Source organism: Solibacillus sp. FSL H8-0538 (genome assembly GCF_038003525.1).
Taxonomy (GTDB): domain Bacteria; phylum Bacillota; class Bacilli; order Bacillales_A; family Planococcaceae; genus JBBOPI01.
Genome location: NZ_JBBOPI010000001.1, coordinates 2,373,584 through 2,398,825, shown reverse-complemented (window position 1 = coordinate 2,398,825; position 25,242 = coordinate 2,373,584). Strand labels below are relative to the sequence as shown.

Here is a 25,242-nt window from a genome sequence, read left to right as displayed (position 1 = left end):
CGGAGGGAGGGAAAGAGAGATGTCAAAAACTGTCGTTCGCAAAAACGAATCGCTTGAAGATGCTCTTCGCCGCTTCAAACGTACTGTATCAAAAAGTGGTACAATTCAAGAAGTTAGAAAGCGCGAGTTCTACGAAAAACCTAGCGTTAAACGTAAAAAGAAATCAGAAGCTGCACGTAAACGTAAGTGGTAATTTAATTTCCCATTAAAAATCCCTACGTTCATAACACGCAATTTTATGATTCATTGAGCAGAAAACAATCATATACCCCTAAACTTGCGAAGGTGAGTTTAGGGGTATTTTGCTGAGAAAAGAAAACGGTATAAAAGCTCGTTAATATTCGATCAGCAAAACTTTATAGGTTGTCACGAGAGCATAGTTCCAGTCGTACGACAAAAATGAAACATGGGTATCCTTATTAATGGATACCCATGTTTTGCTTTAGAAACGGAAATTTTCTTCATCAAAAATCAAATTTCAAAAAATATACTGTCTGTGGAGAAGCAAGTGAAGCGATACAGGAGCACTGACAAACAATGAAATCCCGCTAAACTTGCGAAGGGGAATTTAGGGGGCAAAGGTACGAAAAAATTTCACTCAAAAATAAAATATTGTGTAAAAGAGGAAATGTCTAAATAGAGGAGAGCTTTTAAAATTTTTTTAGCCGAGTTGTGTCTTTCGAAAAATAAATTCTATTGTTATTTTTCGTACTTTGGCTCATTTGGCGAAATTGATCTACAACTTATTTGAAGTTAAGCGACACTGGCACTTATTTACCGTTAAGTTGTATGTTCTATTTGTTAATTTGAATTTTTGATGAAAAATTCAGACGTTAATTTAAAGCAAAGCCAACTTTTAAATAGCCATTCACTTTATGAGGGAATTTAACAGGAGGGGCAACTAAACCACATTTAGTTTAAGCATAGTGTACAATAAAATTAATTGGCAAATTTTTAATGAAATTTGAAACTTTTGCAGGTGTGAGTCGTATAAAGAACTATAAGCTTGAAAAAGATGAGAAAGGGGTGACAAGATGAAAAAGGCAAAAGGAATTAGTTGGATTTTCATTCTCGTTCTATCTTTCACATTAGTTCTTCCGACAATGACCGCATTTGCGAGTGATAAGGTGTACCATGTACCGATTGAAGCGGAGGTAGAAAAAGGGTTAAAGGCATTTTTAGAGCGTGCGTTTAAAGAAGCGACCGAAAATAATGCAGAAGCCATTGTGTTGGAAATACATACACCAGGTGGTTTTGTAGATGCTGCAACGGATATTGGGAAGCTGATTGATGAAGCTCCTATAAAAGTAATCGCATTTATTAATTCGAAAGCGCATTCAGCAGGTGCATTTATTGCGCTGCATGCCGATGAAATTTATATGGTACCTAATGGAACAATTGGCGCAGCGGCGGTAATCGACTCAGCAGGTAATGCGGCAGATGAAAAGGCAAATAGCGCTTGGCTAGCACAAATGAGGGCAGCGGCAGAAACGTCTGGTCGTGATCCGAAATATGCTCTAGCCATGGCGAATAAACGAATTGATATACCGGAACTAGCACCAGTAGGCGAACTTTTAACGCTTTCGGCAGATGAGGCGTTAGAAGTAGGATATTCAGAAGGGACTGCGAGCTCACTGGAAGATGTGTTAGTATTAGCAGATTTAAAGGGTAGTGAAGTCATTGGCATGGAACCTACACTTTCGGAGCAAGTAGCACGAATAATAACCAATCCGGTTGTCGTTCCTATTTTGTTATCACTTGCAAGCCTTGGTTTAGTGCTTGAGTTATATTCACCAGGCTTTGGTGTACCGGGTCTTGTTGGCTTATCTTCTTTAGGGCTGTTTTTCTTCGGCCATACAATTGCAGGTTTTGCTGGCTACGAAACAATTATATTATTTGTTATTGGGCTAGTATTAGTTGTGGCAGAGTTTTTCGTTCCTGGTGCGATTGTCGGCCTAATTGGTGGAGCACTTATTATTATTAGCTTATTATTTTCTGGTGCGAGCCTCGTTCATATGGCGTACTCAATTTTAATTGCAATGTTTATTGCAGTAATAGGAATGGTGATTATTATGAAGTTCTTCGGAAAAAAACTGCATGTCTTTAATAAGCTTGTCTTGAGGGATGCGACAACAACAGAAGAGGGCTATGTGTCCAATCAAAATCGCATCGAGCTTATTGGTAAAGTCGGTACTTCATTAACTCCATTGCGACCTTCAGGTGTTATTGAAGTCGATCAAGAACGAATCGATGCAGTTTCTGAAGGAAGCTATGTTGATGCTGGCAAGAAAGTAGAGATTATTAAAGTTGAAGGCTCGCGTATTGTTGCGCGAGAACTAAAAGAGAGAGTGGAGGAATAACAATGGTTATTGATGCAGCAGCGATTACGCTTATTATTGTCATTGTAGTAGCGTTCGTCATATTATCTGTATTTTTCACATTTGTTCCAGTTGCGCTATGGATTAGTGCACTTGCAGCAGGTGTTCGCGTAAGTATTTTCACATTAATTGGGATGCGCTTACGTCGTGTTATCCCGTCACGTATCGTTAATCCATTAATTAAAGCTCATAAAGCAGGTATTGACGTGACAATTAACCAGTTAGAGTCTCACTATTTAGCGGGTGGTAATGTAGACCGCGTAGTCAATGCATTAATCGCAGCGCACCGTGCAAACATTGAATTAACATTTGAACGTGCAGCAGCAATTGACCTTGCTGGACGTGACGTATTAGAAGCAGTTCAAATGTCGGTAAACCCAAAAGTGATCGAAACGCCATTTATCGCTGGTGTTGCGATGAACGGTATTGAAGTAAAAGCAAAGGCACGTATTACAGTGCGCGCAAACTTAGACCGTTTAGTCGGTGGTGCTGGAGAAGAAACAATTGTTGCCCGTGTTGGTGAAGGGATTGTAAGTACTTTGGGTTCTTCTGAGTCACACTCGAAAGTATTAGAAAATCCAGACTTAATTTCACAAACGGTTCTAGCAAAAGGGTTAGACTCCGGTACAGCATTTGAAATTCTATCGATTGATATCGCGGACGTTGATATCGGTAAAAACATCGGGGCCGAGCTTCAAATGGAGCAAGCACAGGCAGATAAAAACATCGCCCAAGCAAAAGCAGAGGAACGTCGTGCAATGGCCGTAGCGAATGAACAAGAGATGGTCGCGAAAGTCCAAGAAATGAAGGCAAAAGTAGTAGAAGCAGAAGCAGAAGTTCCAATGGCAATGGCGGAAGCATTACGTTCAGGCAACTTTGGAATTATGGACTATATGAACTATAAAAATATTCAAGCGGATACATCAATGCGTGAATCGATTTCAAAAGTATCAACAGATAAGCCGGATTCAACGTCGAAGTGAGTGCGCGGCAGCCTGTAGAAAGGAGTATTTGTACGTATGAGTAGTTTATTATTTCCAATCATCATTTTTGCTATTAGTTTGCTACTAAGTAATGGTAAAAAAAATAAACAAAAAAACGACAAGCAAATGCCTCCATTTAGTAAGCAACAAATGCCAAAACCGCTTTACCCTCCTGTTCAAACGACGGAGCGAAATCGACCGGCTAAGTCACTTGAGGAGTTCACGAATGAAATTTTTGGGCAACTTACTCAAAAAAGCCAACCGATTCCTGAGCTTGTAACGGAACCAGTACTCGAACAAAAAGTTGCAGAACCTGTGTCACGTGCCAATAATAAACGTGCACCGATGCGTACAGAAGTGACTGAGAAGCAAGAACGTCCACTTGTACAAAAGATAAAGGAACAGGAAACGAATGATCCGTTTTATGTAGTGCCTACTTCAAAAAAACAATTAATGCAAGCAATCATCATGTCTGAAGTTTTAGGTCCGCCGAAAGCAAAACAACGGTAACTGCTATTAAACAGGCAATAATAAATGAACCGCACCCTAGCCGCGAAACATCGGACTAAGGTGTGGTTTTTTAGTTGTGAAGGAAATTATAAAATTTCGCCATGTGGATAACATTTAAATAAGTAAATGAATCGTCTAGGCTAAAGCGCCAGCCCCTCGAGGTCGCGGTCTGTCCTCATGCGAAGAAGGCAAAGAGCGCCTTCGCATTTTTGTTCGTGGTTAGTTCATCTTGCTTAAGTTGTGTAAAAAGAGTGGGTGTGGTATATAATTTATATAATGGGAAAATATAGAATAAATCCGCACCAACGACAAAAAGATGGTAGGTATTAACAAGGCAATGTAGCCAGTGCACAACGTTATAGCAAGTATAAAAGTGGAATTTTGGCTGAAAAAAATTAATGACTAAGCGTAGCGAGGAAAGCGGCACATCGAACGCCCCCTAGAAGGCATCCAGCCAAAACATAAATCAACCCCAAGTTATGGTGTTGAACCACAAAAAAGTAGCTGAATAACCTTATGTTTGGGTAATGTAACGTAAGAATCGATTCATTGGAGGTGCAGGCGAATGAAAAGGCTAATACTACCGGTCATTCTACTTAGCGCGTTACTAGGAGGCTGTGGTAAAGGTGTAGAAGCGGATATTGGAAATAACCTTTTATATAGTCATAGTGAACCGCTCATGCACGAAATGGAAGGCGTGTTACTTGAAATGTCGTACGAGGTGAGTGAGTTACAAAACTTATCTGAAATTGAGAAGAAAAATGAAATAAAAAAAGGCTCGGTTAACGTTGCAGGCTATTTAACGTTACGAAACGGCACTGAAAGTACTATTTATTACACACCAAGCTTTTTTGCAGAAACTTCTACCGGTCAGCGCTTTGGAAATATTGCTGAGCAATTAGTGAAATCCGATGGAAAAGCGCAGTTTACGCTTGAGAAGGGTGAAGAATTGCAATTTCGTATTGCTTTTAACCTGTCTAAATCTGTTTATAAGTTAGTGGATACGCTTGAGGTAACTGTACCAGTAGCATTCAAGGAACCAAATAGTGTGAGCTCAGGTGATGCGCTCGGCGATACCACGATATGGGAACTTCCGATAAAAGAGTAAATGTGAATGTTTAAATTTGATACATGTCCTCTTTTGCCGCGGCATATATTACGGCAAAAGGGGGTTTTTTTATTGAAGAAATTATTCCAAACCGAGCAAATGCTACAGTTAAACCGCTTTGAAGTGATGAAATATAGTGGTGATTACACAATACAATCCATTACAGAGCAGCAGTGTACTTGTATAATTAAGCCCTTTTCCGTTCATATTACAGGGAAGGAATTAGCCGTTAAGTACTTACAAGAGGACGGCTTTATTATTTTATGTGAAGAGCTCCAAAGCTTCACAATTGAGCGGTTGGTGTTATGAAAAAGTGGAACCGACGACTAATTTTTATTACAGTGCAACGAACAACAGGTGTAGGTGAATTTTTCCAATATTTACATGGTGCACGCGTAAATATGTACCAGTTTACAGTAAAGGAAAAAACAATACAATTTGCATTGGAACGCCGTCATCTCACCCATGTAAGAAAGGGGCGCCGCCGTTTTCGCTTAAAGCTTCAAATTAGATATGCAAACCCGTCACGCATTTTACAAAAGGATGCCACAACATTGTTCGGTGTGATGCTGTTAATCCTTATGCCACTCGTACTCATGCAATTTATTTGGCGCATCGACGTGGAGGCACCAACAATTGAACTAGCAGATAGCGTACAGCAGTTTTTACAGGAGGAGCTAACATTACATGCACCTATGCACAAAAGCCGATTGCTAAATGACTATTTAATGCGTCAAGAGATCATGCAAAATTACAGAGAATTTTCATGGGTACATATAACAAAGCAAGGAAGCAAAATAATTATTTCGCCGCAGTTGGCACCGATTAATGAATCGAAAGAAAACCTATCAAAGCCACATCATCTCATAGCGTCTAATAGTGGCGTCATTACGCATTTTCAGCTACAAAGTGGAGAGCGTAAAGTATTTCCAAATATGACTGTTTATAAAGGCGATACGCTCGTGTCAGGGATATTAGAAAGGGGGGAGGAACGCTTCGTCGTCGGAGCCGTGGGGGAGGTATATGCGGATTACTGGCTTGAATCTACTTTTACAATTCCGCGTAATGTCGAGTACCAGACGCTAATTGAGCACGGGTGGGAGCTCAAATGGGATTGGCAACGTATTGCTGAGGCGATCGAGGGACAGTCTGTAAAGCCGTTAGCATTGCTGGTAGATAGAGTACCTTATCAGAAGTTCGCAAGTGTTACAGAGGTACTAGAAGAGGAGCAGATCGAATCATTCGTTTTACCGTTACTTCATGAAAAGATGTTGCAGTCTTTACCGTTAAAATCAGTCATAAAAAAAGAAAATCTTTTGCACGTGACGATTGATGATGATACAGTAAAGGGGAAAGTCCTATTTTTGGTAAATGAAAACATTGCGACACCCTACCCTATTTATCAAGGAGAATGATTATGTCAGAAAAACTAGTAGAGCTACAAATTGATAATCCGAATGAAGCAGTTATGTTACTTGGCATCTCAGATGGGAATATTACGCTCATTGAAGAGACATTCAAAGTGCAAATTATTACTCGAGGCGAAGTGATTCAAATTGCTGGCGAGGATGAACAGCAAAAAAGGAATGCATCACTTGTTTTAGAAGCTTTACTAAAAGTAATTCGAAAAAATATTAATATTGACCAACGTGACGTGACGACGGCAATTGAAATGGTGGGCAAGGGCACTATTGAGTATTTTGCTGAGCTATACGATGAAGAAATCGCACGTAATTCTAAGGGCAAGACCATTCGTGCAAAAACTATTGGTCAGCGCGAATACATAAAGGCGATTCGTCATAAGGATTTAATTTTCGGTATCGGTCCAGCAGGTACGGGGAAAACGTATTTAGCGGTAGTGATGGCAACTCAGGCACTTAAAAATGGACATGTGAAGCGTATTATCTTATCACGTCCTGCTGTAGAAGCTGGGGAGTCACTAGGATTTTTACCAGGGGACTTGAAAGAGAAGGTAGATCCGTATTTACGCCCTTTATATGATGCGCTACATGATATTTACGGTACTGAGCAAACCCAGCGCCTAATTGAGCGAGGTACAATTGAAATTGCACCGCTTGCATATATGCGTGGCCGTACATTAGATGATGCCTTCGTAATTTTAGACGAGGCACAAAATACTACACATCAGCAAATGAAAATGTTTCTAACGCGACTTGGTTTCGGTTCGAAAATGGTCATTACAGGGGATAAAACACAAATTGACTTACCAAAAAACAGAGAATCAGGCTTAATTATCGCCGAGCGCACATTAAAATATGTAAAAGATATACACTTCCAAATCCTTGAACAGGGCGATGTTGTAAGACATCCACTTGTAGCAAGAGTAATTCAAGCGTACGCCGAGCAAGAATTATAAAACGACAAGCAAAATCCTTCATAGGGTTTTGCTTTTTTAGTGGTAAGGGAATTATAAAACTTCGCCATGTGGATAACTTTCAAATAAGTAAATGCTACGTCTAGGCTAAAGCGCCAGCCCCTCAAGGTCGCGGTCTGCCCTCTAGCGAAAGTGGTGGATCGTTTACTTTCGCTTCGGGCTAGCAAGCAGCTTGTCGGGGCTAAGCAGGCGCTTTAGCGCTTTAGTTCGTGGTAAGGGAATTATACCTTTCTTAAACGCTCGCCCTATTTTTGGCTAGATGTATGTTTCTATTATTGAATAAAAAAACATCTGTTGTTTTCATGAAATAATATTAATAAATTGGTAGAATAAACATATATAGAGTTGGGGGTGCATAATGGATAAGCAACTGAAAAAAATAGTTGATTTAATTGGTTTTAGATCTTTTTTAATTTCTGTCCTTCTCCTTACCGCGTTTTTACAGTTTTTCTTAATGCTTGGAAACGTTTTAGGTGTTACATATGATATTCAGTTAACTGAGCTTGCCCCGGAAACGATTCGGTCCGTCAAAACGGTTGAGGATACCGTCAAAACTGAGCAAGAGCGTACCGTAGCAGGAAATGCAGTTGAGCCCGTTTATGTTTTTCATGATGAAATCGCTGGTCATCGTGAGACATTTGTAACTACGATATTTGACATTGCTATTGATGTGAAAACCGAACTCTCACAAATGGAAAAACCATATTCACGTGAAGAACGGATAAGTCTATTACGAAATAAACTAAAAGATATTATTGAAAATCAAGAATCGTTAACAATTACGGATACGCAGCTAGAGTCTTTATTAACAGCGAGCGAAGTGAATTTGCAAAATGCTCGAGATATATTAACTAATTTAGTAGAAGGAAGTTTAAAAAAGCCGATTCGTAAAGAAAATTTAACTGCGTTTCGCAATGAGTTTGAAAGTAAAATACGTCAGCAAATTAGCATTGATGAATCCGTGTTAAACGTGGTAATTACAATTGGTCGAGCTGCTATTGTAGAGACAGAACTGCTAGATGAAGAAAAAAAAGCAGCGCTAGTTCAGCAGGCACGTGAAGCAATAGAGCCAACACGTATTTTACAAGGGCAAATTATCATACAGGAAGGCGAAGTCATTAACCGCGAAGTATATCGCCAATTAGAGTTGCTTGGCATGATCGATAATCAAACTTCTATGAAGCCAATTATTGGATTAATAATATTAGTACTATTGCAAATGTCCTTTATATATATTTTATTCGACCATTCAAAAGCGGAGCTAACAAAAAAACGCAATGCACTTCTTGTGACAGTAATTGTATATTCATTATCTATTGTTATGATGAAGTTAATGAGTCTTGTAGCAGAAAATTTTGACGTCATGATAGGATTTGTTTATCCGTCAGCACTGGCGACTATGCTTGTCCGCTTACTCGCAAATGAAAAGGCAGCGAGCGTAGTAACGGTTATGACTGCAGCAGCTGCAGGTGTTATGTTTCATGAAGGCTATGCGGCTGTTTTACAAATGGATATTGCGCTGTATATTATTTTCGGAGGCTTTGCATCATTATTCTTTATGCGCAGTTTGGAAAAGCGTGCGCATTTATTGCAGGCTTGCGGTGTCATTATGGTTGTAAATTTATTATTTATCGCCTTTTATTTACTAATGTCACAGTCTGGATATGGCTTTATGGAGATTGGCTTCTATACTTCAGCAGGGATTGTGTCTGGGATTTTATCTGGCGCGCTAACGATGGGGTTACTGCCGTTTTTCGAATCTGCATTTGGATTGTTGTCGACAATGCGTTTAATCGAATTATCGAACCCGAATCATCCATTACTGAAGAAAATTTTAATGGAAACACCAGGTACATATCATCATAGTGTTATGGTAGCGAATTTGGCAGAGGCGGCATGCGAGGCAATCGGTGCAGACGGACTACTCGCACGCGTGGGCTGTTATTATCATGATGTTGGAAAAACAAGGCGCGCGTTATTTTTTATTGAAAATCAAATGTCAGGAATTAATCCACATGATAGCATGTCCCCTGAAAATAGTGCAGAAATTATAATTGCGCATACGACGGACGGTGCGGAACTTCTAAAGAAACATAAAATGCCGCAAGAGATTATCGATATAGCGCTACAGCATCACGGAACAAGCCTACTGAAATTCTTCTTGTTTAAAGCAAAGGAAGAAGGGAAACAGCTAGATGAGATGGTATTCCGTTACCCAGGGCCAAAACCACAAACGAAGGAAGCTGCTATTATTAGTATTGCGGATAGTGTAGAGGCAGCGGTGCGTTCTATGAAGCAACCAAGCGCAGAAAAAATTCAAAAATTAATTCAATCAATTATTCAAGACCGTGTGCAAGACAATCAGTTTGACGAATGTGACGTTTCGATTAAAGAGTTAAAAACGATTGAACGAGTGTTATGTGAAACGTTAAATGGGATTTTCCATTCACGCATTGAGTATCCAAAAGAAGCGTAGGAGGGGAACAATATGTTAAATATTGATTTTTTAGATGAAACAAACGAAGTAAAAGAGGCGCATATTGCACTTGTTGAAAAACTATTACAACATGCTGCAGAAGTAGAAAATATCGAGGACGGCTCAGAGGTGTCGATTTCATTTGTTACAAATGAGGCGATTCATGAAATTAACCGCGAATACCGCGATAAAGATCAACCGACAGATGTAATATCTTTCGCGCTAGAGGAATTAGGCGATGGGGAAGTGCAAATTATTGGGGAAGGGATTCCGCGTATTTTAGGCGATATTATTATTTCGACAGATCGCACGAAAGAACAAGCGCAGGAATATGGTCATTCATTTGAACGTGAGCTTGGCTTCCTAGCGGTGCATGGCTTCTTGCATTTACTTGGCTATGATCATATGACAGAACAAGATGAAAAGGAAATGTTCGGCAAACAAGACGAAATTTTGGCGTCTTACGGTTTAGGTCGTGACACCAATGAACGTCCGTAAATTTTTTCATTCATTTGGTTATGCCGCCCAAGGGATTATGACCGCAACGAAGGAACAAAATATGCGTTTTCACTTGCTATGTGGGGCTTTTGTGCTCATTGCCGGCTTATGGACCGGTTTATCTACAACAGAATGGCTCATTCTTGTACTAGTAACAGCACTTGTCGTGGCTACAGAGTTAATCAACACCGCAATCGAACGAGTAGTAGACCTTGCCTCGCCGGAATTGCATCCGCTCGCTAAAGATGCAAAAGACGTTGCAGCGGGGGCTGTACTTGTAATTGCCTGTGCGTCTGTTATAATCGGAGTACTGATTTTTATTCCGAAGTGGTTTTAATTAGTAAAGTTTTTCAAGGAAATGGGGGGTTAATGATGATGGACATGAATTCATTATTAAAACAATCAAAAATTGCACGTGAAAAAGCGTATGTACCCTATTCAAAGTTTCCTGTAGGCGCAGCACTGTTAGCAACAGACGGAACAGTTTACCACGGGTGTAACATTGAAAATGCAGGGTATAGTATGACTAACTGTGCAGAACGTACCGCATTTTTTAAAGCAGTTTCAGAAGGAGTGCGTGATTTTGCAGCGATTGCTATCGTTGCTGACACAGAACGCCCTTGCTCACCATGTGGGGCTTGCCGTCAAGTCATGTCAGAATTTTGCAAGCCAGATATGCCAGTATACTTAACGAACCTTAAAGGGGACGTACAACAAACAACAGTGGGCGAACTTTTACCAGGCGCTTTCACACCGGAGGATTTAGACTATGCAGCAAGCAAATAATAATGGCTTTAAATCGGGCTTTGTCTCGATTATTGGCCGCCCAAACGTTGGGAAATCAACGTTTTTAAACCGTGTGATCGGACAAAAGATTGCGATTATGTCAGATAAGCCACAAACAACACGTAATAAAGTACAAGGCGTATTAACGCAAGAAAACTCACAAACGATTTTCATTGATACACCAGGCATTCATAAGCCGAAGCACAAATTAGGCGAATTCATGTTAAAAACATCTCGCAATGCGTTAAAAGAAGTGGATGTCATTATGTTCATGGTGAACGCAGAGCAAAAAATCGGTAAAGGTGACGAATTTATTTTAGAATTACTAGAAGGTAATCAAACACCAGTATTCCTAGTTATTAATAAAATTGACCAAGTACACCCGGATGAATTAATCAAAATTATTGAATCATATAAAGATAAGTATGATTTTGCTGAAATTATTCCAATCTCGGCTCTACAAGGGAATAATGTGGAAAACTTACTGACAACAATTGAAAAATATTTACCAGAAGGCCCACAATACTACCCAGCAGACCAAGTAACGGATCACCCAGAACGTTTCATCATCTCTGAATTAATTCGTGAAAAAGTACTGCATTTAACACGTGAGGAGATTCCACACTCAATCGCAGTTGTTATTGACCGCATTAAGCCACACGAAGAAAAAGAACATATGATACATGTTCAGGCAACAATTATGGTGGAGCGCGATTCACAAAAAGGGATCGTTATTGGCAAACGCGGTGCACTTCTTAAAGAAGTTGGAACGCTTGCACGTAAAGATATCGAAATGCTACTTGGCTCAAAAGTATATTTAGAGCTTTGGGTAAAAGTACAAAAAGACTGGCGTAACAAGTCGACACAACTACGTGACTTCGGTTTCCGTGACGACGAATATTAATACTTTAGGATAGTGCGGCATGCCGTTGCTATCCTTTTTTTGTGGATAATAACGGATGACTCTCCCATCGACAAGGCGAAGGGAGAGAACGCCTTCACTTCGGACTCTCGACGCACAAGGACGTGCTAATGCCGACAATGCCGCATGGACGCGGCGTTGTTTTCGGCCAGCGCATGTCAGGGAGGCTAGGTAGGTAATTTAGCGCTTTTGCTCAACCCTGTGATAAACGATTTGACAAATACAATAAATATAAATGTAAGACAGCTACTGCCTCTATACGTCTTTTTTCATGTATAATAAATAGATAATAGTCATTTAAAGGATGTGCGAGTCTTTGCTTCATAAATGGGAAGGCATTGTTTTAAAAGCCCGTGCTTACGGGGAATCAAATAAAATTGTGACGCTCATGACACGCGAGGCTGGAAAAGTAGCCTGTATGGCGAGAGGCGCGAAAAAACCAACAAGTCGTCTTGCTGGGGTAACACAACCATTTATGCACGGCTCATATTTAGTACAGCGCACGTCCGGCATGGGCACGATGCAACAGGGTGAGCATTTTAACGCAATGCGTCATGTGCAAACGGATATCGTTGCAACGGCGTATGCGAGCTATATTGTTGAATTAACAGATCGTTTAGTCGAAGAAGGCACCCCTGAACCATTCGTATTTGATGTACTACTTCAGGCGTTGAATGCAATTGATGAAGGATATGATCCAGAAGCGGTCGCTTTATTTGTTGACTGGAAGCTACTACCTTACGCGGGTGTGCAGCCTATTCTTCATGCATGTGCAGGCTGTGGTGCAGTGGACGGAGAATTTGCTTTTTCTTTTAGTCAGGGAGGCTTTTTATGTCACCGCTGCTTCCATTTAGATCCGTACATTATTCGTCTGACACCAACGCAGGTGAAGCTCATCCGCATGTTTTACACAGTCCCGATTGATCAAATAGGCAAGCTTGAGCTCAAGCTGCAAACGAAACAATTCATTAAAAGAATTGTCACGACGATTTACGAGGAGCAAACAGGCATTCGTTTGAAATCAAGATCGTTTATTGAGCAGTTGGAGCGAACACCAGAATTACAGCCACGCAAGGTGGAAGAAAAAGAACAATAAACGACTATTTCAAGTTAAACGGGTTCAGGTTTAGGTATGAACCATATCAAATGAATCGTTACTAGCTTGTTAAATCACATTGATTTTCGTTGTCTTATACTAAAGCGAAGCATTTAGCATTAAAAAATGGTCAACAGTTACACTTAATTAAAGTGAAAAAGCAGAAGAGTCTGAGCTAGAACCAGTAGCTGAAGAAATATACTATTTGAGAAAAGAAAGCATGTGTATCAATGGCACAGATTAACGAGTGGATTGAAGCTGGGCATGTATTTGCAGGCTTTATTAGTTTTCTGATTATGATGGCTCTTTCCTTTGTACCAGCGTTTCCGATTCCTTTAATTGCAGGGACAATCGCGACCACTTTTGATTTTTGGCCAGCCTTGGCAATTAGTTGGGGAGGTACAGTAGTTGGGGCGAGTCTAATGTTCCTCTTTGTACGTCATTTTTTTCAGAGCTGGGCGCTAAGAAAAATAGAACGTTGGGCGAAAGTTGAAGGTTTTTTGAATTTACTTCAACAAAATGGTTTTTTAGCGGTTTTAATCGCACGTATAATTCCTGTACTTCCATCCGCAGCGATTAATATGTTTGGAGGTATTGCGGGAATCTCGTTTTCATCATTTTTTGTAGCGACAGTTTTAGGGAAGTTTCCAACAATGTTAGCATATACACTAGCAGGTCATAACATTGCTAATGATAGATGGCTAACGGTTATATGGGTGTCTTTATTTAGCGGTGTATTATTTTTAATCGGTGTACAGCTAAAAAAGAAATGGTCTTAGCCTCAAGGAATTGAATAGACAGGATGAAAGATGTCTAATTTACGACATCTTTTTATTTTATGTTTTTATTTTTCCAAATAAAAACAATTCATACATAAACTTATATTATACTTAAAAAGTGAATGGATTGGATTTTACTCCATATGGAAACGGGAACAAATTAATTTTCAGTATTTAGGTAGAGTATGATTGGTATTCGATCTTTTTATCTTGGTGGATAAGAAAGTATCACGTTCCCATCCACATAAAAAAGGGCATCAACTCACCCTGTTTTGTAAGAGTTGTGTCCTTCTAGGTGATTCTCTAATCCGTTAGTTCAGCATGAAACAAATTTCTATTGGGTGAAATATATGAAGCATACAATTTCACAACCTAAAACAAGTAGAAAAATAGGAGAACTTATATATGTGTGGATTTATCGGTTATATACATGGAAAGAAAGATTGGAAACATGAAGAAGTGATTCAACAAATGATGAATACGATTATTCACCGTGGCCCAGATAGTGGCGGTGTACATACAGATCACCATATTACCTTGGGATTTCGTCGTTTAAGTATTATCGATTTAAATGAGCATGCAAATCAACCACTTTATAGCGAGGATGGTCAAATTGTACTTGTATTCAATGGTGAAATTTATAACTATCAAACACTAAAAGCCGATTTAATTGCTAAAGGACATCAGTTCAAGACGGAATCCGATAGTGAGGTGCTTATTTATGGCTATGTGGAATACGGCTTTGAATTTGTTCAAAAACTGAAAGGCATGTTTGCTTTCTGTATTTGGGATCAACAAAAGGATCTTGTATTTATTGCCCGCGATGGGTTTGGCATTAAGCCACTGTATTACACAGATCATACAACGGACGGTAGCTTTTTATTCGGCTCTGAAATTAAGTCATTTTTACCTTACCCGGCCTTTATGAAAGAGTTAAATAAAGATGCGCTACGTCCATATTTAACATTTCAATATTCAGCAATGAATGAAACGTTTTTCAAGGGTGTTTATAAATTACCACCGGCGCACTATATGGTCATTCAAAACGGCGAAAGAAAGATCACGAAGTATTGGGATAAGAAATACCATGCAACAGAAGCGTCAATGGAGCACTATGTCCAAGAGATTCAACAAGTGTTGGAAGAGTCCGTAGCAGCACATAAAATTAGTGATGTAAAAGTGGGAGCTTTCTTGTCTGGTGGAATTGATTCGAGTTACATTACGTCTCTCTTAAGACCAACTAAATCATTCTCTGTTGGTTTTGAGGAACATGAGGCGATGTTTAATGAAACGCATTTAGCCAAGGATTTATCAGATCAACTTGGTGTACAAAATGAACGAAAATATTTAACAGCAGAGCAGTGTTTTGAGGCATTGTCGGATATTCAATGGCATATGGATGAACCTCAATCAAATCCATCTTCAGTACCGTTATATTTTTTATCTGAGCTAGCGAGTAAAGATGTAACGGTTGTGTTATCGGGTGAAGGTGCTGATGAGATTTTTGGTGGCTACGAATGGTACCAACCATCATCTAAAATGAAAACTTATGAGCAATTACCAAGCAGCTTACGTCAAGGTATCCGTAAGCAAGCCGAAAAACTGCCAAAAAACAAGTACACGCAGTTTTTAGTAAAGGGCGGTCAGACGGTAGAAGAACGATTTATTGGGGAGGCAGTCGTCTGGGATGAACAAGACGCCCTGCAAGTATTAACATCAGAATATCAAGCAGGACCATCTGTTAAGACCATTACAAAAGCGATCTATGATGAGGTACCTGGTGAAGATGATGTGACAAAAATGCAATATCTAGATTTACATTTGTGGTTGCCAGGAGATATTTTATTAAAAGCTGACAAAATGAGTATGGCTCACTCCATTGAGTTACGTGTTCCTTTCTTAGATAAAGATGTCATGGAAGTGGCTAAAAATATTCCTTCACAATATAGGGTGAATGAGCACAATACGAAGCATGTATTGCGTGAAGCTGCACACAAAGAGTTACCAGCGGAATGGGCGCAACGTCCAAAACTAGGTTTCCCTGTACCAATTCGTCATTGGCTACGTGAAGAAAACTATTATTTGCAAGTAAAGGAAATGTTCCAAGCAGATTTTGCAGCAGAGTTCTTTGACTGTAAAAAATTAATCGGCTATTTAGAAGAACATTATGATAAAAAAGCCAATCATGCACGTTATATTTGGACGGTATATGTTTTCCTAGTCTGGTATAAACGGTTTTTTATTGATTATAAGTAGCGAGTGCACAGGAGAATGAATTCATTGAACAGAGTGAAGTCACTTGGGATTTTAATGAGCGTTTGCTTATGTTTGTTGGGAGCTTGTCAACAAGAAATTATGCACGTCACTTCAGGTGAATTAAAGATTCTCACTGTAGAATTTTCAAGCGGCGCGCCGTTAACGAATACAAGCGTGACGTTATTCGATGCTGAGACAAAAGAAGTATTAAGTGAGCAATCCGCTTCTATTGAAGGGGAGTTCATTTTTCATGACTTAATTGTAGGAAAAGAATATACCGTACATGTGCAGACCGAAAACGCTATGCAAGAAACGCTCGCAAATGTGACTGTGAAAGATTTCATCTATCAAAAAGAAAGACCCGTTTTTGTTATTCAAACACATGCGGTTAATCAGCACAATAATTTAGCAGTGCCGGTCGTTTTACAAAACCCTGAGTTGCCACATGGTTGTGAAATTACTTCTTTGACAGCTGTATTGAACTATTACGGTGTGGAAGTATCCAAAACTGAAATGGCAGATGACTATTTACCGAAGCAAGCATTTAAATGGAAAGATGGAGTTAGGTATGGACCTGATCCACAAATGGCCTTTGCTGGAGACCCTCGTGACCGCGTAAATGGAACGTATGTCTTAGCGAATCCACTTGTGGACGCAGCACTTGCTATTATTACAAAAAAGCAAGTAAATTTGAACGTAAGCAATTTAAGTGGTTATTCACCTGAAGCTATTTTGAATACGTTAGAACAAGGAATACCGGTTGTTCTATGGGTAACATTAGATTTAAGTGTGCCAATAGCTGGGGATGGCTGGTATATCACAGAAACAAATGAATACCACCAAATGTTTAAGAATTTACATGCAGTTGTACTTGTGGGAAGAAAAGACGATTCTCTTATTCTCATGAATCCACTTCATGGGATTCAAGAGCATAACCAGGCACAAGTGTTTAAAAGCTATCAACAATTAGGGGCACATGCTGTTGCGATACACCAATAAATAGATATACAAAAAAGGGGTTATCCAAAAGTAAAAAATAAAAAATGATTGTCAAATTTTATAAGTGGATAAGAAAGAATCACGTTCCCATCCACATAAAAAAGGACTTCAACTCACCGCATTTTGGGGAGTTGTGTCTTTCTAATAAAATTCTGCAAGGTTGATTTCCGCTGCGGCGGACGCTTACCACAGGCATGGCTGCAGTCTCCTCGGGCCAACACGATGTTGGTCACGAAGGCGTTACCACAGGACGTGGCGTTCTTAGCCTTCGTTCCTAAATGCCTCCTACGAGACCTTCAGCTCATGCTATCTCCGTTTAATTCAAAATCTGACTTATTAGACAGCTGCTTTTTTAAGTTTGTAATTTACCGTCTTTTAACATAAAAGAGGAACTATTAATCTCGATTTGTGGTTATTTTTTATGTTATCCCTCAAGTATTGCTAAAACAGGAAAAATGTCTTCTTTTAATGCATGCCAAAATTTTTCTTCTAGTTGTGGAGGAAACTCGAGTTGTTTTTTTTGCTGGAGTTCCTCATAAATTAATGTAATGAGACCATCTTTCATTTTTAAACGATGATTAAATAAATTACGCTCCTCAATAACGCTTAAATGAATATACGAATCTATTAAAATCTGGAGCTGATTAAAGTGCTTTAAGCTAAAATCATACGCCTGTTTATGAAATGCGCCGATTGCTGTATGCACATTAGCACGTTTACGGTGGAGCTGTGAATTTGTTCGGTACTGCTCCAACTGGACGTTTGCTGTATAGAGTAGATGATGTCTTCCGTTCAGTTCCGGTAATTCCTGCTTCAATAAGGTTAGTACGATTGTATAAAGCTGCTCATATAAATCCTTTGTCTCAACGTCTTTGCTCTCCTGCTTCGTCAATGAAAAAAACATATCTCCCACCTCAATCAAAGTTCATTTTAGTTAAATTATATAATATTTGGAATAAAAATGGGGTTCATCACCGAAAGTAGGGTAAGAAAATTTATATCCCAGTTTCCAAGCAAAGTCGCAGAAAGAAATGAGTGTCATTATGGTAGCCAAAACCGCCTGTAAGCCGAAGTTTTGGTAATAGTAATGTGCCTTATCGTATTTTTACCCTATGTGAAATATTTGTTAAGGAATTAAAGAAAAAATAAGCACTGCATCATTACTATACAGTGCTTTCTATTTGTTTACGTTCTATACGTTTTACAAGGGTAATACTTATTTCATATAAAATAATCATTGGAATTAATACGAGTAGCTGACTGATGAAATCGGGAGGTGTTATGAGCGCAGAGCCTAAACCCATCGCGATGTAAGACCAACCGCGTACTTTTTTCATGGATTCGGCCGTTAATATACCTAAGGATGATAAAAAAAGTGCAACAATCGGCAATTCAAATAATAACCCAAGTGGTACCGTTGTCATGATTAAAAAATGCATGTATTCACTTGCAGATACCATGACATTAAAATTCGCTGCACCAAGGCCCACTAAAAACGAATAGCTGAGCGGATTGACGACAAAATAACCGAATGCTATGCCTAGTAAAAATAGTAAAAACATAACTGGCGCATAAAGCCCAAGAAAGCGACTTTCTTCCTCCTTTAAGCCAGGCTTTACGAAACTCCAAAGAAAGTGAACGAAAAAGGGCAAGGACAATCCGAGGGCTAAAGTTGATGAAATCGTCATATAGAATTTTACAACCTCGAGCGGTCCTAAAATCACAAGTGAATGTCCACGTGTGACATATGGAAACCAAATATTAATAGTAGAGAATACGATTATAAAAAATAGTACAAAGACGACTAGAGCTTTTATAATCTGTTTACGTAGCTCCGTAAGATGCCCAAATAGTGATTCGCCAGGAATAAGTGGCTCGTTCTTTACGGTTTCCTCAAGCACAATGTCCGATGTACTGGAATCATATGATGATTCAATAGAAGCCTCCATCGGTGCGGGAGGCTCGTTTTTTATTTTATCAATGGGACTTAAATATTTTTTTTTTTCATATGGGTCCATAGGAAAGCCCCCTACGAAACATCTGATTTTTTTTCTATTTTCTTTGTTGGTACATCATCATCGTCGTCAATTAAGCCTTTAGTGGATTTTTTAAACTCTGCAAAGGTTTTACCCACTGCGCCACCGATTTCAGGTAATTTCTTCGGGCCAAAAACGATTAACACAATGACCAAAATAATGATTAATCCAGGAACACCAATTGCACCAAGTCCTCCCATAGGTCATGCCTCCTTTTTATACATATTTAGGCAGTCTTGCAGCAAGCTTAAGGTAACGGATGCACCGTACTTAAACTAAAGATCCACCTGATTTACTATATTTAATGATGCCTTCTGCACAGCGATAGGCTAGCGCTCCTAAAGTACCTGTTGGATTATAACCACTATTATGAGGGAAGTTTCCGGCACTAACAGCGAAAAGATTTTCTACGTCCCAATGCTGTAGGTAGTTATTCACAACGCCATCCTCTGGCGTTAAACTCATGACTGTTCCACCTGTATTATGCGTCGTTTGGTAAGGGACGATGTTGTAGTCTTTAATCTCTCCACTTGGGACGACGGTTTTTGCACCCATTTCTTTCATAATATCGGCCGCACGCGCAGAAATGAATTTATGAAGCGCACGATCTTGATCCGTAAAGTTGTACGTTAGCTGCACTAATGGTAAACCATAAGCGTCCTTGTATACGGAATCAAGTGACAAATAGTTTTCTTTATATGGCATGGAAGCACCTTGCGCACCAACACCAAATGAACGTGTATAGTAATGAATCGATTGTTTTTTAAACTCTGGTCCCCATGTTGGTGTATCGGGTAGTGTTGGGTTCGAGCCGATTGGACGTGTACCTGTTTGCGTAAGTGCAATATTTCCACCATGTATGAAATTCAATTCACTATGATCGAAGTTATCACCATTAAAGTCGTCTATGGTCATACCAAGTGAACCTGCACCCATAAATGTGTTGTATTGTTCATCAAAGAATCCAGCCGCACCTGGTAAAATCTGATAGCAATAGTTTCGTCCAAGTGTTCCTTTACCTGTTGCTGGATCGTATTGCTGTCCAATATTGGAAACCATTAACAGTTTGGCGTTGTTAAAGACATAGCTTGTCAACACAATAACATTCGCAGGTTGTATGAATTCTTCACCGGATATCGTATCTAAATATTTGACACCTGTTACTTTGTTGCCCTGCTTTAAAATTTCAACAACATTGGAATTGAAGCGGAGGTCAAATTTACCTGTTTTTAAAGCGGTAGGTACAACTGTAATTTCTGCTGATGTTTTTGCGCCATATTCACAACCGAAACGCTCGCAGAATCCGCAATATTGACAGGCGTTAATTGTTTCACCATCAGGATTTTGATAGGCTTCTGATAAGTTTGCAGAAGGAACCATGTAAGGCGATAATTTTAAATTTTTTGCTGCTTTTTCAAATTGCACAAGCATCGGTGTCTTTTTCATTGGAGGTGTTGGAAATGGATTGGTACGTTTTCCACTAAACGGATTTTTATCTTCACCTGAAATACCTGTCGTTTTTTCGAATTTATCGAAATAGGGCTCTAGCTGATCGTATGTTAAGCCCCAATCCTGCAATAAATAATCGGGGCCTAATTTATTGGCACCATAACGTTCGTCTGTCATTGTTTTAATCTTGAAATCATACGGTAAAAAGCGATAAGTCTGACCGTTCCAGTGTGTTCCAGACCCTCCAAGTCCCTCTCCTAATAAAAAGGAACCGAGCTGACGCATCGGTAAAGCTTTCATTTTGCGGTCATTACGGAAGGATATAGTCTCCTTTGAAAGGTTTTGCATCAAGTCATAGCGAATGGCATAACGATACTCGTCATGGACATTCAGGAAATCCTCCGTCCCGCGTTTTTGTCCACGCTCTAAACCTACAACTTTTAAGCCAGCTTTTGTACACTCCGCAGCAATAATACCGCCAGTCCAACCTACACCAACTGTTACAACGTCTACACTTGGTAATGTTGTTGCCATCTATAAAAACCCCCTTGAAATTAGTGATTGCCTAAAGAATTAGGCTCGATTTTTTTGAACTTCGCATCTTCAATTTGTGTAATATAGGCCATCTGGTGCCCAGGGAAGCCTTTCATACGCCAACCTTCCATGTTCCGATTACCACCGTACATTGGGTCGGAGTAGGCACCCTCTAATGTAGCTGCTCGTAATAATGTAAAGAAGAACGATGATGTGACACCGGTCATCTTAACCTCATCTTTCTGGAAGGCAGTTAAAATCTCATCCATTTGAGCACCTTCTAAATCGTTAAAACCCTTCTTGAATCGGCTTTGCGCCTCGGCTTCTATTTTCTGAATGCCTTGCTTGAAAATTTCTGCCCGTGTTAAGCGACTTTGATAGCCTTGGGTTGGCGCCCCTTCAGCAAACGGACCTTGCATATATTCTTTTGAATTACTTCCGTATTGCCCAGCTAGTTGGTGGTCGATAAAATATGGTACATCTAAGCCAATAGCTCCTGGCCCTAAATCGTCCTCAGGGAAAATTCGCTCTGTGGCATTCGATAAAATACTGAAATCACGATTATTCATGAAAAACATCTTTGCTTTTGGTGAACCGGTAGCCTCATTAGTTACACCATTTTGTGCATGATCTAAAGTAGAAGTACCTATATTGCCGTTTAGGTTGTACCCTACAAGCCCTCCTATTAATCCACCACCGACGAGTGTACCTGCTGCAATACCTGTAGTTTTTAAGAAGTTACGGCGTGATATATTATTATTATTATTATTATTATTATTATTATCCGAACTCATATAAATCCTCCTCTCCAAAATGTATGGATATTGTTCTATATTTAATAATTCGCAAAAAAAGTAAATTATAATCAATTTGGAAAAGTAAAATTTTATTGGTAGTAATTTGTAGTTTTTAAACTGGTCGTTAGATAATAAATAAATATATATATATATATATTTGTTAGTCAGATTGGGTTCATCCCGAAAAGCCGGGCATGACAAAATTAACGCCCCGTTTAAAAGTGAAGTTACAGGAAGAAATGAGAGTCGTTTCGGTAACCAAAACCGCGTATTTTAACGAGTTAAATTTTATTATTTGTGCCTATTTGAAAAAATCAACAATTACTAAGTTTTGCATGTGTTAAAAATTATGAAGGTATAATTAATCGCTTTCAGAAAATATTAAGAACACGATGTCCTTGATGATTGGTAGGTGACGATTTGACACGTAAAAGTATTGTTATTTTAATTGTATTATTCATCTGCATTTCGATAAGTTATGTTACCTTTACTACTGCCGCTGACAAGGGGAGACGTTATTATGAAGAAACCGGACAAGTGCTTTGGGAGATTAAAACAGAGGAAAAAAAGATTGCCCTAACATTTGATGATGGGCCACATCCAGAATACACTGCGCAAATTTTAGATTTACTTGCCAAATACGATGCAAAAGCAACGTTTTTTGTAGTTGGTGCAAACGCAGAAAAGAATCCTGATGTTGTTTTACGGGAATATAACGAAGGACATGAACTAGCAAATCACACTTTTACACATCCATTGAAAATAACTGTGCCAGAGCTAGAAAAACAATTAAAACAGACAAATGATATTATCTACAGCATTACAGGATTTTATCCGGTGCTGTTTCGACCGGTTGGTGGGCAATATACAGATGATATGATCGACCTTGTTGCGAATAAGGGCTATAAAGTAGTCATGTGGTCTTGGCATCAGGACACGGAAGATTGGACAAATCCAGGGGTAAAAAAAATTGTCAAAAAAGTAATGCAAGGGACGAAACCCGGGAATATCATTTTATTTCACGATGGCGGAGGGAATCGTAAGCAAACTGTAGAAGCACTCAAAGAAATCTTACCGGAACTGCAAAAACAAAACTATAAATTTGTCACCATCTCAGAGCTCTTACGTGTTGCAAATGTTAAAGTGAGTAATTAGGATAGATGAATATAAAGAATTAACGAAATAAAAAAGGCTATGCGGGAGTTCTATATAACTTCCGCATAGCCTTTCTTATTATTTAAGTACTTTTAAGCGATCTTCTGTTGCTGAAAAATCGAGATGACCATAGCTTGCTTTTATAATTTCTTCGCTGTCATCCTTTAAACTTTTCTATGCTTCGTCAAATGATTCGACTGTTGGTGTTTCTACTGCGTTTAATACCGTTGGAACGTGTATTAATGCTTGTTGTACGATTTCTACTACATGCTAGAATGGTTACCTCGTCTTATTAATAGAGTAGCGAAATTGACCTGCTTCAAAATAGGTAACCACCTATATATCTACTAGTGTAGTATCCAACATATTCATCTGATTCTTTTTAGTTTGTGAAATGCAATTTATTTCCATGAAAACTCGCGAAAAAGCGCCGCCCAATTGTTGGGTAGCGCTAATGTTATTAATAAAATTGTAAATGCTTTTCGATATAGGCTTTTACATCAGCAATCCGCATGCATAGAAAAAGGGACAGTCCGCTAAGTGCGGCACTGTCCCAATCTTTTCCTTAAAATTGTAAATGCTTTTCAATATAGGCTTTAACTTCTGAAATAGGCATGCGGATTTGTTCCATTGAGTCGCGGTGACGTACTGTTACTTGGCCGTCTTCTTTTGAGTCGAAGTCGAACGTTATACAGAATGGTGTACCGATTTCATCTTGACGACGGTAGCGTTTACCGATTGATTGTGACTCATCATAATCAACTGGGAATGCTTTACGTAAATCAGCCCATACGTCAGTTGCTTCTTCAGCTAACTTTTTAGATAAAGGAAGAACTGCTGCTTTGAATGGAGCTAGAGCTGGGTGGAAACGTAATACGGTACGTTTGTCATCGCAATCTAAAGCTTCTTCATCATAAGCGTCACATAAGAATGCAAGCGTTACGCGGTCAGCACCTAGAGACGGCTCGATGCAGTAAGGTACATAGCGTTCGTTTGTAATTGGATCGATATAAGTGAAATCTTCACCTGAATGCTCCATATGTTGTTTTAAGTCAAAGTCTGTACGGTCAGCAACGCCCCATAATTCGCCCCATCCGAATGGGAAGCGGAATTCGATATCTGTTGTTGCATTTGAATAATGTGATAATTCGTCTTCTTCGTGGTCACGTAGGCGCATAGAATCTTCTTTCATGTCTAAATTTAATAACCAGTCTTTACAGAAGTTTTTCCAGTAAGCGTGCCACTCAAGGTCAGTACCTGGTTTACAGAAGAATTCAAGCTCCATTTGTTCGAATTCGCGTGTGCGGAATGTGAAGTTACCTGGAGTGATTTCGTTACGGAATGACTTACCGATTTGTGCGATACCAAATGGCGTACGTTTACGCATTGAACGTTGAACATTTTTAAAGTTAACAAAAATCCCTTGTGCTGTTTCTGGACGAAGGAAAATTTCGTTTGTTGAAGATTCTGTTACACCTTGGAATGTTTTAAACATTAAGTTGAATTGACGGATGTCAGTGAAGTCTACTTTACCGCAGTCTGGGCATGTTACTTCTAATTCTTCCATTTTTGCTTTCATTTGGTCGAATGACATACCATCAACAATAATTTCTTTGCCTGTTTTTTCAAGGGAAGCGTCTTCGATTAATTTGTCTGCACGATGACGAGCTTTACAAGATTTACAGTCGATCATTGGGTCGTTGAAGTTACCAACGTGACCAGATGCAACCCAAGCACGTGGATTCATTAAAATAGCAGCGTCAAGACCAACATTGTGCTCTGATTCTTGAACGAATTTTTGCCACCAAGCTTTTTTTACGTTGTTTTTCAGTTCGACCCCTAGTGGACCGTAATCCCAAGTATTTGCTAAGCCGCCATAAATTTCAGAGCCTGGGAAAACGAAGCCACGTTGTTTAGCTAAGCTAACGATTGTTTCCATTGTTTTTTTTGTCATATAAATGACCTCCTTCAATAATAGTGTTGCCACAGCAAGTACGAGAGCTAAATTTCTGACTAGTGAAACAAAAATAGCACCCGTCGCTGGGCATATTTGCCCAGGGACGAGTGCTAATACCCGCGGTTCCA

24 protein-coding genes are annotated in these 25,242 nt (G+C 39.3%); 18 read left to right on the top strand and 6 right to left on the bottom strand.

The window, feature by feature from the left end; all coding sequences use genetic code 11:
* Nucleotides 1–19: 19 nt before the first annotated feature.
* From rpsU to MHH87_RS11355, 17 genes are all read left to right on the top strand, one after another.
* Nucleotides 20–193 (top strand): 30S ribosomal protein S21, encoded by a 174-nt coding sequence (gene rpsU, locus MHH87_RS11435; RefSeq protein WP_004227078.1) that lies wholly within the window; start codon nt 20–22, stop codon nt 191–193.
* 841 nt (nt 194–1,034) lie between these two features.
* On the top strand, nt 1,035–2,360 hold the full coding sequence (locus tag MHH87_RS11430) for an NfeD family protein (RefSeq protein ID WP_340749432.1): 1,326 nt from the start codon (nt 1,035–1,037) through the stop codon (nt 2,358–2,360).
* A gap of 2 nt (nt 2,361–2,362) precedes the next feature.
* Nucleotides 2,363–3,361, top strand: a complete 999-nt coding sequence (floA, locus tag MHH87_RS11425; RefSeq protein WP_340749431.1) for a flotillin-like protein FloA — start codon at nt 2,363–2,365, stop codon at nt 3,359–3,361.
* A gap of 36 nt (nt 3,362–3,397) precedes the next feature.
* Nucleotides 3,398–3,871: a hypothetical protein gene (locus MHH87_RS11420; protein WP_340749430.1), complete on the top strand. Its 474-nt coding sequence runs from the start codon at nt 3,398–3,400 to the stop codon at nt 3,869–3,871.
* A 565-nt stretch (nt 3,872–4,436) separates the two neighbouring features.
* Nucleotides 4,437–4,979 (top strand): hypothetical protein, encoded by a 543-nt coding sequence (locus MHH87_RS11415; protein ID WP_340749429.1) that lies wholly within the window; start codon nt 4,437–4,439, stop codon nt 4,977–4,979.
* 72 nt (nt 4,980–5,051) lie between these two features.
* The gene (locus tag MHH87_RS11410) at nt 5,052–5,288 is read left to right on the top strand and encodes an RNA methyltransferase (RefSeq protein ID WP_340749428.1); all 237 of its coding nucleotides are present in this window, start codon (nt 5,052–5,054) and stop codon (nt 5,286–5,288) included.
* On the top strand, nt 5,285–6,394 hold the full coding sequence (locus MHH87_RS11405; RefSeq protein ID WP_340749427.1) for a sporulation protein YqfD: 1,110 nt from the start codon (nt 5,285–5,287) through the stop codon (nt 6,392–6,394). The genes MHH87_RS11410 and MHH87_RS11405 overlap by 4 nt, the downstream gene beginning before the upstream one ends.
* Nucleotides 6,395–6,396: 2 nt before the next feature.
* On the top strand, nt 6,397–7,356 hold the full coding sequence (locus MHH87_RS11400) for a PhoH family protein (RefSeq protein ID WP_340749426.1): 960 nt from the start codon (nt 6,397–6,399) through the stop codon (nt 7,354–7,356).
* Between the two features lie 376 nt (nt 7,357–7,732).
* Complete coding sequence (locus MHH87_RS11395) at nt 7,733–9,850, top strand: HD family phosphohydrolase (protein WP_340749425.1); 2,118 nt, start codon at nt 7,733–7,735, stop codon at nt 9,848–9,850.
* 12 nt (nt 9,851–9,862) lie between these two features.
* Nucleotides 9,863–10,348 (top strand): rRNA maturation RNase YbeY, encoded by a 486-nt coding sequence (gene ybeY, locus MHH87_RS11390; protein WP_340749424.1) that lies wholly within the window; start codon nt 9,863–9,865, stop codon nt 10,346–10,348.
* On the top strand, nt 10,335–10,685 hold the full coding sequence (locus MHH87_RS11385) for a diacylglycerol kinase family protein (RefSeq protein WP_340749423.1): 351 nt from the start codon (nt 10,335–10,337) through the stop codon (nt 10,683–10,685). Before ybeY ends, MHH87_RS11385 begins: the two co-directional genes overlap by 14 nt.
* 32 nt (nt 10,686–10,717) lie before the next feature.
* Nucleotides 10,718–11,134: a cytidine deaminase gene (locus MHH87_RS11380; RefSeq protein WP_445683091.1), complete on the top strand. Its 417-nt coding sequence runs from the start codon at nt 10,718–10,720 to the stop codon at nt 11,132–11,134.
* Entirely contained in the window at nt 11,118–12,038 is a 921-nt protein-coding gene (era, locus tag MHH87_RS11375) for a GTPase Era (protein ID WP_340749422.1), read from the top strand. The genes MHH87_RS11380 and era overlap by 17 nt, the downstream gene beginning before the upstream one ends.
* 334 nt (nt 12,039–12,372) lie before the next feature.
* Nucleotides 12,373–13,152 carry a DNA repair protein RecO gene (gene recO, locus MHH87_RS11370; protein WP_340749421.1) on the top strand — a complete coding sequence of 260 codons (780 nt, stop codon included), beginning with the start codon at nt 12,373–12,375 and terminating at the stop codon, nt 13,150–13,152.
* Nucleotides 13,153–13,382: 230 nt separating this feature from the next.
* The gene (locus MHH87_RS11365) at nt 13,383–13,931 is read left to right on the top strand and encodes a TVP38/TMEM64 family protein (RefSeq protein WP_340749420.1); all 549 of its coding nucleotides are present in this window, start codon (nt 13,383–13,385) and stop codon (nt 13,929–13,931) included.
* Between the two features lie 405 nt (nt 13,932–14,336).
* Nucleotides 14,337–16,187, top strand: coding sequence for an asparagine synthase (glutamine-hydrolyzing) (gene asnB, locus MHH87_RS11360; RefSeq protein WP_340749419.1), 1,851 nt, complete (start codon nt 14,337–14,339; stop codon nt 16,185–16,187).
* Nucleotides 16,188–16,220: 33 nt separating this feature from the next.
* Nucleotides 16,221–17,186 (top strand): C39 family peptidase, encoded by a 966-nt coding sequence (locus tag MHH87_RS11355; RefSeq protein WP_340750974.1) that lies wholly within the window; start codon nt 16,221–16,223, stop codon nt 17,184–17,186.
* Between the two features lie 424 nt (nt 17,187–17,610).
* On the opposite strand, the gene MHH87_RS11350 is transcribed toward MHH87_RS11355, so the two are convergent.
* The 5 genes from MHH87_RS11350 to MHH87_RS11330 all read right to left on the bottom strand — a co-directional run bounded on the left by MHH87_RS11350 (nt 17,611) and on the right by MHH87_RS11330 (nt 21,999).
* Entirely contained in the window at nt 17,611–18,090 is a 480-nt protein-coding gene (locus tag MHH87_RS11350) for a hypothetical protein (RefSeq protein ID WP_340749418.1), read from the bottom strand.
* A gap of 259 nt (nt 18,091–18,349) precedes the next feature.
* Nucleotides 18,350–19,204 (bottom strand): twin-arginine translocase subunit TatC, encoded by an 855-nt coding sequence (gene tatC / locus MHH87_RS11345; RefSeq protein WP_340749417.1) that lies wholly within the window; start codon nt 19,202–19,204, stop codon nt 18,350–18,352.
* 11 nt (nt 19,205–19,215) lie between these two features.
* Complete coding sequence (gene tatA, locus MHH87_RS11340; RefSeq protein ID WP_340749416.1) at nt 19,216–19,422, bottom strand: twin-arginine translocase TatA/TatE family subunit; 207 nt, start codon at nt 19,420–19,422, stop codon at nt 19,216–19,218.
* 70 nt (nt 19,423–19,492) lie between these two features.
* Entirely contained in the window at nt 19,493–21,205 is a 1,713-nt protein-coding gene (locus MHH87_RS11335) for a GMC family oxidoreductase (protein ID WP_340749415.1), read from the bottom strand.
* 20 nt (nt 21,206–21,225) lie between these two features.
* A complete protein-coding gene (locus MHH87_RS11330) occupies nt 21,226–21,999 on the bottom strand; it encodes a gluconate 2-dehydrogenase subunit 3 family protein (RefSeq protein WP_340749414.1) in 774 nt (257 codons plus the stop codon).
* Between the two features lie 423 nt (nt 22,000–22,422).
* Here MHH87_RS11330 and MHH87_RS11325 point away from each other — a divergent pair, with 423 nt between their 5' ends.
* Nucleotides 22,423–23,157, top strand: a complete 735-nt coding sequence (locus MHH87_RS11325) for a polysaccharide deacetylase family protein (RefSeq protein WP_340749413.1) — start codon at nt 22,423–22,425, stop codon at nt 23,155–23,157.
* Nucleotides 23,158–23,722: 565 nt separating this feature from the next.
* Here the strand turns inward: MHH87_RS11325 and MHH87_RS11320 are convergent.
* Nucleotides 23,723–25,111: a glycine--tRNA ligase gene (locus tag MHH87_RS11320; protein ID WP_340749412.1), complete on the bottom strand. Its 1,389-nt coding sequence runs from the start codon at nt 25,109–25,111 to the stop codon at nt 23,723–23,725.
* Nucleotides 25,112–25,242 lie beyond the last annotated feature (131 nt).